General features: G+C 71.2%; 1 protein-coding gene. It reads right to left on the bottom strand.

Annotated features, from left to right (window positions below; all coding sequences use genetic code 11):
- Positions 1–106: 106 nt before the first annotated feature.
- A partial coding sequence (locus EAO71_RS35185) for a hypothetical protein (RefSeq protein ID WP_222723616.1) occupies positions 107–998 on the bottom strand: 892 nt, incomplete at its 5' end.

Genomic DNA, 998 nt, shown 5'->3' with positions numbered 1-998 from the left:
GGCCAAGGACATCCTCGACGAGAAGGCGCTCGGCTGACGCCGGTGCGCCCGTGAACGTACGGCACGGACCCGAGGGCCGTGCCGTACGTTCACGGGCGCACCGGCGTCAGCCGAGCGCCTTCTCGTCGAGGATGTCCTTGGCCGGCGGGACCTTGGCGTCCACCGGCTTGCCGTAGTCGGAGAAGGTGATCGTCCCCGGCTCGTCGCCGCCCGCCGTCACGATCTTCAGCAGGTACGGCGTGCCCTCGGTCGCCACGTAGAGCGTGGTCTTCTCGTCGTCGAGCGCCTGCGTCAGCATGAGCGCCTTCGCCCCGCCGACCGTGGTCTCCTCGCCCTTCACCGCGAGGTTGGCCCCCGTCTCGAACTCGCCGAGCAGCGCCTTCAGATCGCACAGTTCGAGGCTGTCCTTGGCGTCCGGGTCCGTCACCGGCGTCTTCATCCAGCGGCCCTTGAGCTGCTTGAGCACGGCCTCCTGGGTCGCCGCGTCCTCGCCCTTGGCCTGCTCGCGCAGGAACGCCTCGTCGAAGCGGAGGTAGGCGTTCTTGTCGTCGGGCTTGATCAGCTCGGCGGTGCCGGTGGGGCCGACCGTCAGGGTGCCGGCGCACCGTCCCCGGGTGTCGAGCGACAGGTTCGCCTTCATCGGCCCGTCGGTCGTCTTCGCGGCGAGGTCGAAGGTGAGGGAGTCGGCGGTCTTGGTCGCGGCTATCGCCTTGTTGGCGATCTGCGGGCCGGTCAGGTCCCCGAACGGGCCCTTGGCCTCGGCCTTGTCCGAGAACGGCCCGCAGGCGGCGACGCCCAGCGCGAGCGCCGCGCAGAGGGCGCCGGCCAGAGCGGTGCGACGGGTCCGGGGGCGGGTGAAGGCAGCAGACATGGTGCGTTTCTTGTCCGAGAACGGCCCGCAGGCGGCGACGCCCAGCGCGAGCGCCGCGCAGAGGGCGCCGGCCAGAGCGGTGCGACGGGTCCGGGGGCGGGTGAAGGCAGCAGACATGGTGCGTTTC

Origin of the sequence: Streptomyces sp. MS191, assembly GCF_008042125.1 — a bacterium.
GTDB lineage: Bacteria > Actinomycetota > Actinomycetes > Streptomycetales > Streptomycetaceae > Streptomyces.
The sequence above is the reverse complement of the archived record's forward strand: the minus strand, read 5'-3'. Positions and strand labels throughout refer to the sequence as shown.